Origin of the sequence: Streptomyces sp. NPDC056160 (genome assembly GCF_042268205.1) — a bacterium.
Classification (GTDB): Bacteria; Actinomycetota; Actinomycetes; order Streptomycetales; family Streptomycetaceae; genus Streptomyces.
Window position 1 is genome coordinate 1 of record NZ_JBHJUW010000220.1, and the last position, 9,846, is coordinate 9,846.

At 71.8% G+C, this 9,846-nt stretch carries 4 protein-coding genes; 1 reads left to right on the forward strand and 3 read right to left on the reverse strand.

The annotated features are described in order from the left end of the window. The first annotated feature begins 107 nt into the window (after positions 1-107). A complete protein-coding gene (locus tag ACFC02_RS39935; protein ID WP_376367507.1) occupies positions 108-440 on the forward strand; it encodes a hypothetical protein in 333 nt (110 codons plus the stop codon). A gap of 360 nt (positions 441-800) precedes the next feature. On the opposite strand, the gene ACFC02_RS39940 is transcribed toward ACFC02_RS39935, so the two are convergent. From ACFC02_RS39940 to ACFC02_RS39950, 3 genes are all read right to left on the reverse strand, one after another. Continuing rightward, positions 801-1,928, reverse strand: a complete 1,128-nt coding sequence (locus ACFC02_RS39940) for an IS701 family transposase (RefSeq protein ID WP_376367509.1) — start codon at positions 1,926-1,928, stop codon at positions 801-803. 352 nt (positions 1,929-2,280) lie between these two features. Beyond that, a complete protein-coding gene (locus tag ACFC02_RS39945) occupies positions 2,281-8,433 on the reverse strand; it encodes an SDR family NAD(P)-dependent oxidoreductase (RefSeq protein ID WP_376367511.1) in 6,153 nt (2,050 codons plus the stop codon). 30 nt (positions 8,434-8,463) lie between these two features. After that, positions 8,464-9,567 (reverse strand): polyketide synthase, encoded by a 1,104-nt coding sequence (locus ACFC02_RS39950; RefSeq protein ID WP_376367513.1) that lies wholly within the window; start codon positions 9,565-9,567, stop codon positions 8,464-8,466. Between the last annotated feature and the right edge of the window lie 279 nt (positions 9,568-9,846).

A 9,846-nucleotide genomic window follows, 5' to 3' on the forward strand; every position in this document is an offset into this window, starting at 1 on the left:
TCGGCGGGGTAATGCTTCATCCCCACAGGGACTCCGTTCTCCTGGACCAACAAGATCCAAGTCTCTCCGGTGTCCAAACTCCAGGGTCAGGGCCCACCCTCCCCCTGATGGCAACCCTCGTCACCGCGTCGGTGATTCTGCTGAACGGGCCCTCATGGGTGGTGCGCCGGGTCCGGGACGCAACGGCGGCGGACCAGCGCATGATCCAGTGGCAGATGATCGACCACTTCCCGCAAGTGCTGTTGATCGTCTTCGTCGCGGTCCTGCTCGGCGGATACGTAGTGACGACCCGGCGGCGGGAGGCGAACCTCTGGGCCCACGAGCGGGCGTCCGGGCTGCGCACCGTGGCCCTCACGCGCACCCGCGCCGCGACCGGTTCCCACGTCGGTTCCGAGGTCGCTCCCGACGACGAGTACGTGCGTGCCCCAGCAGGCTCTTGAAACCCTGCGCCTTCCCCCGGCCAGAAACCGCAACGCGGCCAGCCGCACCGTCTCTCCCGAACTGCTGAGGACGACCACGTCGCCGACGCAGCCCCCCGGACATGAGCAGCACACCGCCGGCGAACTGACCAAGGTCTGCACGTTGCGAGGTTCTCTCCCGGGGGCGGGACTCACCCGCCGCATGCGACGAACAGCGGGGTCGCGGTCAAGATCGGAGTTAGTACTGCAATCACAGTTAGGGAGTTTGACCTCGGCGTTTGTAGTGGCTGTGGCGAGCGCGTGTCTGACTGAGCCGTCTCCACCAGGACCAGTGCAGATGGTGCGTCGGGGTGAGGTGTTGTGGATGGAGAAGCAGTCCGATCAAGCGGCGGATCTCGGCGACGGACAGGGGTATGAGTCGGGTTTGTCCAAGATCGTTGCCCCCTTTGACAGTTCTTGAGCGCGGATGGCGGTCAGTGCGGCGAGGGCGGCCATGGACAGGGTGATGTGCCGGTACCAGGCGTCGTAGCGGCGGACCTGGTAGTGGTCCAGCCCGCACTCGTTCTTCGCGGCCTGGAAGCATTCCTCGACCTGCCACCGGGCTCCGGCCACCTGGGCCAGGTCCCTCAGCCGTGTGCCGACCGGGCCGTAGCAGACGTAGTAGGCGATCTCGGTGGGATCGGCGAGACTGCGGCGGGCCAGTACCCAGTGGCCGAAGCCGTTCTCCCACCAGATCCGGATCGGCACCCGGGCCCAGTCGTAGAACCGCTGCCCGTGGGCGCCGGCCCCTGCCGGCAGGCGCTTCCACGCCTGCCGGGCCAGGCCGGCCACCAGGGCGTCGACCCGGACCTCGGCACCCCGGGTGGTGATGACGGTGTCGTTGACCTTGGTCGCCAGCACGTGCGCGACCGCGCGCTGCTCCAGCCAGTACCGCAACCGCTTGACCTGCCCGTATGCCTCGTCCGCGGTCACCCACGCGAACGGCACCTTCGCGTCCAGTGCCCGCTGGAGCATGGCCTGGAAGTGCTCGATCTTCGTGGCGAACGGCACGTCGTCCGGGATGCCGGCCGCCCGGCACCGCTCACGGTCGTCGGTCCAGGACTTCGGCAGATACAGCTCCCGGTCGATCAACGCCCGCCCTCGCCGGGAGGCGTAAGCGAGGAAGGTGCCGATCTGGGAGTTCTCCGTCCGCCCCGCAGTGCCGGAATACTGCCTCTGCACGCCGGCCGACCTGGTGCCCTTCTTCAAGAACCCGGTGTCATCACCGATCAGCACAGCGTTCGTGTCGCCGATGCTTTCCACGACGAAGTCCCGCACGTCATCGCGGACTCCATCAGCGTCCCAGTCAGCCTCGCCCAGCAGCCGCTGCATCCCGATCGGATGTGCCTCACCGGCTCGTTCCGCCAGCGACCAGCCGTTCTTCCGCTCCAACCGCGCAATCAGCAGCGAACCGCGCGTGCAACCCCGCCAACACCTCATGCCATGACGCGACTTGACGTACACCAACATCCACAGACACCAGGACACTCAATCACACCAGAGTCCCTAACCGTGATTGCAGTATTAGAGCTGCGAACAAAAGTGGGTTCCGATCAGCGGGCGATGTCCGGTGCGTGCGATCGCAAGGCGCCGGAAGGTCCTTGTAGCGGAGCTACCAGGGCCTTTCGGCAACGCGGCGAGGGCGCGTGCCGGGCGCCGGGGCCCACTTTTGTTCGCAGCTCTTAGGGGGCAGGATGGTTTCTGCCCCCGCGAGCCCCGCGCCTCGGGCCCGGCCCAGGAAAGCAGGCCGGGAGAAGGTCACCCACACGGTGATGTGCGACGCGGGGCCGAGGGGTCGTCCGGCCCTGGTTCCCGGACCGGCCTATCGACGCAGTACTTTCCCCAGCCACAGCCGGACGGCGGAGGCGGTGTCGGCGGCGTGCTCCTCCATGAGGGAGAAGTGGTCTCCTGTGGCCGTCACCGCTTCGTGCACCCAGTGCGTGGACACCCGCCAGTCCTCGCCGTCGGCCGTCATCATTGGTTCGGACGCCCGCAGGAGCAGAGTGGGCACCTCCAGCCTCACCGGCTTCCAGTGCGCGAAGAGGCGCGCGTACCACGACTGGGCCGACAGCCTGGTGCCGTCGAGCGGCATGGCGCGGGTCTGGTACCGCCGCATCAGCCGGTGGAAGCCCTCCTGGTTGCGGGCGAGGTAGGGGTCGTCCACCGGATAGGTGTCGATGAACACCACCGCCTCCGGACGCACGCCGCAGCCCTGGAGGTGTGTGGCCAGTTCGTGCGCCAGGACTCCTCCGGAGGAGTATCCGCCGAGTGCGAAGGGCGCGTCACCGACATGCCGCAGCAACGCCTGCGCCAGTGCCGTGGTGACCGCGGAGGCGGTGGCGGGCAGGACGTCCCCTTCCGTGAACCCGGACAGGGACAGGGAGGAGACAGCCGGCCCCCGCCCCTCGAAACCGGCGGCCAACGGCATGTGGACGTGCGGTCCCGACATCGCGACGAACGGAGGGACCATGAGCAGCGGCACCGGGCCGGAGCCTTCGGAGAGGGGGATGACGTCCTGGCTCCGGGGGGCGTGCGCCGCGAGGTCGTCCGACTTCTCCCGCAGCACGGCGACGTTCTCCGCCAGTCGCCGGCTCGTCGTGAAGTCGCCCGCGTCCAGCCCCCGCCAGAACAGGGTTCCCGTCATGTCGGCGGCGGATCCGCGGCCGGCGTCACGGGCCGTCGCGCCACGTTCAGCCGCCGAGCCCGGGGACACGCCGGCGAAGGCCGAGTGCGAGCCTCCCGCGGTGCTCGGCCGGCCGTGCCGGTCGTGGGGCGGGCGGGAAGCCGGGGACATCGGTGCGGGAGACGGGGCGACCCCGTCGCCGTCCGGAGCGGACGTCCGCTCTCGCGCGGTGCCGCCCGCGTCCTGCAGCATTCGTCCCAGAAGGTGCTCCGTGAGCCGTTCGGCACTGGGATGGTCGAAGACGAGCGTCGAGGGGAGGAGGAGTCCCGTCGCAGCACCGAGGGCGTTGCGCAGTTCGACGGCCATGAGCGAGTCCAGCCCCAGTTCCTTGAACGACCGGTGCGGGTCGACCTCGTCGGGCCCGGACCGTCCGAGCACCGCCGCGGCCTGCCGTAGCACCAGGGCCCGCACCTCGGCCGCCCCGTCCTCGGGGCCCAGGGCGGCCAGGCGGGCCCTGACGCCGTCCGCCTCCGGTGCCTGCCGGGCCGTACGCCGTGCCGCACCGGTCAGCCCCCGCAGGATCGGGTGCAGGAGGCTGTCCGGCCGCCGTTCGCGTCGGGCCGTGACGTGCAGAGCGGCGGGGATCAGGACGGCGGCGTCGCGCAGCAGGGCCTCGTCCAGGAGCCGGAGACCGGTGCGCGAGTCCATCGCCCGGACCCCCCAGCGCGCCAGACGTGAGGTGTCCGCGTCGCCGAGGTGGCCGGTCATCCCGCTGGCCTGCGCCCACAGCCCCCAGGCCAGCGACTGCCCGGCCAGGCCGCGGGCCCGTCGTGCCACGGCCAGGGCGTCCAGGAAGGCGTTGGCGGCCGCGTAGTTGGCCTGGCCGGTGGTGCCCAGTACTCCGGCGACGGAGGAGAAGGACACGAAGGCGGCGAGGTCCATCTCCCGTGTCAGCTCGTCGAGGTGTACCGCCGCGTCGACCTTGGGGCGCAGGGTCCGCTCCAGCCGCTGCTCGTCCAGCGCGGCCACCACGCCGTCGTCCAGCAGGCCGGCGGCGTGGAAGACCCCGGTGAGCGGAGCGCCCTCGGGAACCTGGTCGAGCAGCTTCACGATCTGGTCGCGCTCGGCGACGTCACAGGCCACGACCCGTACGGTGGCGCCGAGTTCGCGCAGCTCCGCGCAGAGCTCGGCGGTGCCGTCGGCCGCCTCGCCGCGCCGTGAGGCGAGCAGCAGGCTGCGCGTCCCGTGGTGCGCGACCAGGTGCCGTGCGGTCAGGCGGCCCAGCTGCCCCGTCCCGCCGGTGATCAGGACCGTTCCGGCCGGGTCGAGAGGACGGGGCGTCCTCAGTACGTTCTTGCCGACGTGCAGCCCGTTGGCCATCGTCCGCAGCGCCTCCGGCAGCTGCCGTACGTCCCACACGCGCACAGGAGGCAGGGCCAGTGCGCCCTGCTCGAACAGGGCGGTCAGCTCCCTCAGCAGTTCCGAGATCCGGTCGGGTCCGGCGTCGTAGTAGTGGAAGGGCAGGTAGCTCACGCCGGGGTGGGCGCGGGTCACCTCGGCAGGGTCACGGACGTCGCGCAGGCCCATTTCCAGGAAGCGGCCGCCGGGGCGCAGCAGCCGCAGGGAGGCGTCGACGAACTCCTCGGTCAGGGAGTTGAGGACGACGTCCATGCCGCTGCCGCCGGTGGCGTCGCGGAAGTGTTCCTCGAAGTGGAGGTCGCGCGAGCCGGCGATGTGCGAGTCGTCCAGTCCCATCGTGCGCAGTAGCCCGTGCTTGCCCGGACTCGCCGTCGCGAAGACCTCCGCTCCCAGGTGGCGGGCCAGGGCGACCGCGGCCATGCCCACGCCGCCGGCGGCGGTGTGCACGAGCACTCGCTCACCCGGGCCCAGCCGGCCCAGATCCCGCAGGCCGTACAGGGCGGTGAGGAACACCACCGGAGCCGCTGCCGCCTCCTCGAACGTCCAGCCCTCCGGTATCCGGGCTGTGTTCCGCGCGTCTGTGACGGCCAGGGAAGCGATCGCGCTGGGGAAGACGCCCCACACCCTGTCGCCGACGGCGACACCCCGCACCGCGGGGCCCACGGCCGTGACCACGCCCGCCGCCTCGTGCCCGAGGTCCGAGGCGTCGGCGAGCATCCCCCGGGTCACCAGTACGTCGCGGAAGTTGACTCCCGCGGCCCGCACCTCGACACGGACGTCCCCGGGCTTCAACGGGTCCAGTAGTTCCGGTGCCGGACACGCCACCACGTCACCGCCCGGGCCGGCCACACCGAGCACCCACGGCAGTGGCCCGTCGGGAAGCCGCAGGCCCGCCGGCGCGGGTACCACGCGCGGTACCGACACGGCCGACGCGCGGACAGCGGTCTGCCATTCGTCGGCCAGTGTCGCCGCGGTCGTGACCGTGCGGAGCACCGCGCCGTCGGCCGTCCCGTCCGGGGCGCCGGCCAGGTCCGTGATCGCCACGCGGCCGGGGTGTTCGTTCTGCACGCTGCGGATGAGGCCCCACACGGCGGCGGCGACGGGATCCACTTCGGCGGATTCCTCCTCGTGCACGGCGACGGCCCGGCAGGTGACTACCAGGAGCCTGGCCGTGGCCCACCTCGGATCGGACAGGAACTCCCGTACCAGGCGCAGGGCCGCGCCGGTGATCGCCCTGACGGCCTCCGCAGGGGCGTTCGCGGCCGGGTGCGTACCGGGGCGGGCGTGCCAGACCAGCCAGTCACAGCGGTCGTCCCCGTCGTTCCCCGGAGCGGCGCCGTCCAGATCCGCAGCCCCGCTGATCACCCTTACGCTCCCCGGGGCGGCTTGGTCGCCGGCCGGCGCGCCGGGCAGGGCGGTCCACCGGACCGTGTGCAGTGCGCCGGGTCCTTCGGCGGGCCCGGTGGCCTGGCGGTCCAGTTGTTCCGGGCCGGCCGTCCTGAAGGTCAGGGAACGCGCCGAGAGGACCGGGGCGTTCGTCGTGTCGGTCAGCAGCACGCGGACGCCGCCGTCCTCGGCGGGGGTGAGACGGGCCCGTACGGCGCGTGCTCCGACGGCGTGCACCTCCACCTGGCTCCAGGCGAACGGGAGTGCCGTTCCGTCGCCGTCGGAAACGGCGCCGCCCAGGACACCGGCGTGCAGGGCCGCGTCCAGCAGCGCGGGATGCACGGTGAAGCCGTCCGGTTCGGTGCCGTCCGGCAGCGCCACGTCGGCGAAGATCTCCTGGCCGCGCGTCCACAGGGCCCGGACCCCCTGGAACACGGGCCCGTACTCGTAGCCGCGGGCGGCCAGTTCCGCGTAGGGATCCACCGGCAACCGGACCGCGTCTGCGGGCGGCCACGAGCCCTCCGGCGTCTGGTGTGTCGCGGCGCCGGGGCCCGGGGCGAGCCTGCCGCTCGCGTGCCGTGTCCAGGACGCCTCCTCGTCCTCCGGGCAGGACCACACGGTCACGGCCCGCCGGCCCGTCTCGTCCGCGGCACCCACGACGACCCTCAGCCGTACCCCGGTGCTCCCCGGCACGCGCAACGGCGATTCCAGTACCAGTTCCTCAAGCGACTGGCACCCTGACCGGTCACCCGCCTGCATGGCCAGTTCGAGCAGCGCGGTGCCGGGGAGGAGGACGACCCCGTGCACCGCGTGGTCCCCGAGCCAGGGGTGTGTCGACCGGGAGATCCGGCCGGTCAGCACCAGCCCTCCGGTGTCCGGGCCCTCGATCAACGCGCCCAGCAGGGGGTGGGCCGCGGGCTCCAGCCCCGCCGCCGTCACGGCTTCGGGTCCACCCTGCCCCGGGGCGAGCCAGAACCGCTCGCGCTGGAACGCGGTCGTGGGCAGGTCCACGGACGGGGCCACGCCGGGCAGGACGGCTGTCCAGTCCACCGGTACGCCGCGTACGAACAGTTCGGCCGCGGACCGCAGCATCCGCAGCCGTCCGCCCTCTCCACGGCGCAGACTGCCGCCGATCACGAAACCGGTCAGCCCGTCGGCTTCCAGGATGTCCTGCACGCTCGCCGTCAGTACCGGATGGGAACTGACCTCCAGGAACGTACGGAAGCCCTGAACGGCCAACTCTCGTACCGCGTCCGCGAAGCCTACTCGCTCGCGCAGGTTGCGGAACCAGTACTCCGCGTCCAGTTCGGTTCCGGTCAGCCGACGGCCGTCGGTGGTGGAGTGGAACGCGACGTCCGTGACCGTGGGAGTCAATCCGTGCAGCGCGCCGACGAGTTCCGCACGGAGTTCCTCCACCTGCCGTGTGTGGGAGGCATAGTCGACCGGAAGCCTCCTGGTGCGCACGTGCTGCCGGTCGTAGAAGGCCCCCGCCTCACCGAGTGCCGCGGGCGGCCCGGCCAAGGTGACCGAGTGGGGTCCGTTCACCGTGGCGATCTCGACCGTGTCGTCCCCGCGTTCGCGCAGGTCACGAACGGCCCGTTCCTCACCCACCGCGACCGCGAGCATCCCGCCACGACCGGCCAGGGTCCGCGCGATGAGCTGGCTGCGCACGGCGACGATCCGGGCGGCGTCGGCCAGGGACAGGGCGCCCGCCACGCAGGCGGCCGCGATCTCCCCCTGGGAATGACCGATCACGACGTCCGGTCGCAGTCCCCAGGAGCGCCACAACGCGGCGAGCGACACCATCACCGCGAACGACAACGGCTGCACCACGTCGGCACGTTCGAGTATGTCCGGATCCCGCTCCCGCACCATCGCGGACAGTGTCCAGCCGACCCAGGGGCCCAGCGCTTCCTCGCACTGCGCCATCCGGGCCGCGAACACGGGTTCGGTGTCCCACAGCTCCGCGCCCATGCCGGCCCACTGCGCCCCCTGGCCGGGGAACACCCACACGGACCCGGCTCCGTCACCGGCAGCCGCGACACCGACGTGGGCCAGGGACGCCGGCCGCTGCCCCGCCACCTCCTCAAGACCCCGCACGAGTTCGGCACGGCTGTTCCCGACCACCACCGCCCGGTGCTCCCACACCGCCCGGGACCGCACCAGCGCGCCCGCCACGGCCGCGATGTCCACGGTGGGGTCGGCCTCGATGTGCGCGGCGAGCCGTGACGCCTGCTCGGCCAGTCCGGGCCCGGACCGCGCGCACACCACCAGCGCCGTCTCCCGCCGACCGGGCCCGTCCGTCGTCTCCAGCCGTGCGCCGTCGCGGTGCGGCGGACGCGGAGCCTGCTCGATGATGACGTGCGCGTTCGTGCCGGAGATGCCGAAGGCCGACACCCCGGCCCGCAGCGGCCGGTCCGCCGGCGGCTCGGGCCACTCCCGTCGCCGGGTCAGCACCTGCAGCCCTGTGGACCGGTCGGCGTACGGCGCGGCGGCGGACACGTGCAAGGTCCGTGGCAGCACGCCGTTGCGGAGTGCCAGCACCATCTTGATCACACCCGCGACACCCGCCGCGGCCTACGTGTGACCGATGTTCGACTTCAGGGACCCCAGCGGCAGCGGCCGGCCGGTGCGGCCGTAGACAGCCGACAGCGCACGCGCCTCGGTAGGGTCTCCCAGCCTCGTACCGGTGCCGTGCGCCTCCACCGCGTCGATGTCGTCGCCGCTCAGACCGGCGTCCGCGAGGGCGAGCCGGATGGCCTTCTCCTGGGCCCGGCTGCTGGGCGCGGACAGGCTGTCGGACACCCCGTCCTGATTGATCGCGCTGCCCCGTACGACGGCCAGCACCCGGTGCCCGGCCCGCCGGGCGTCCGACAGCCGCTCCAAGGCCAGCATGGACACGCCCTCCGACATGCCGAAGCCGTCCGCGTCCGCGGAGAACGCCTTGCAACGCCCGTCTCCGGAGAGGGCGCCCAGCCGGCTGTACTCCACGTACATGCCGAGGGTGGGTGCCGTGGTGGCACCGCCGGCCAGAGCGAGGTCGCACTCCCCGTCGCGCAGAGCGCGCACCGCCAGATGCAGCGCGACGAGCGAGGACGAGCAGGCGGTGTCCACGGAGACGGCCGGTCCCTCCAGCCCCAGTGCGTAGGAGATACGGCCCGAGTGCACGCTCGCGGTGGTGCCCGTCATCACGTGGCCCTCGACCGCGGAACCCTCGGCCAGGCCGGGCCCGTACTCGGACTCCATGACGCCGACGTACACCCCGGTGGCGCTACCCTTCAGGCCGCTCGGATCGATGCCGGCGCGTTCCAGTGTCTCCCACGCCGTCTCCAGCAGCAGCCGCTGCTGCGGGTCCATGGCCAGCGCCTCGCGCGCCGAGATGCCGAAGAACCGGGCGTCGAACCTGTCGGCCTCGACGAAGCCGCCCTCGCGCTGCACATGGTGTCCGGGCTCGTCCAGGCGCGCGGTGTACGAACGCGCCACGTCCCAGCCGCGGTCGTCGGGGAAGGGGCCGACGGCGTCCCGCTCGTCCATCAGCAGACGCCACAGCTCGCCGGGGCTCGAGACGCCGCCGGGCAGACGGCAACCCATGCCGATGATCGCGATGTCCTCGCGCGAGCCGTCCACCCTTGGCGCCACGGACCCGCGTCGCGAACCGCCCGTACCGGCCTTCTCCACCATGCTGCCCACTTCCTGGTCGTCCCGGCTGTTGCGCTTCCCCGCCCGCCCGGTGCCCGGGAGGAGATGCGGCGCTCGTCCGAGGCCGCGTCGGTGATCTCTCCTTAGAACGAGGTGATAGCGGTACGGGGTTCACGCCGACCTGAGGCTGAGGTGACCCCGGTGGTGTGGACATTCTGACAATGGATCTAGTGTCCCGAGTCTTGGGAGGACTGCATATCTAGGATTTGGGGTTCGGTAGGCGGTTCAGGTAGCCGGCGAGGCGTTCGAGGATCTCGTCGG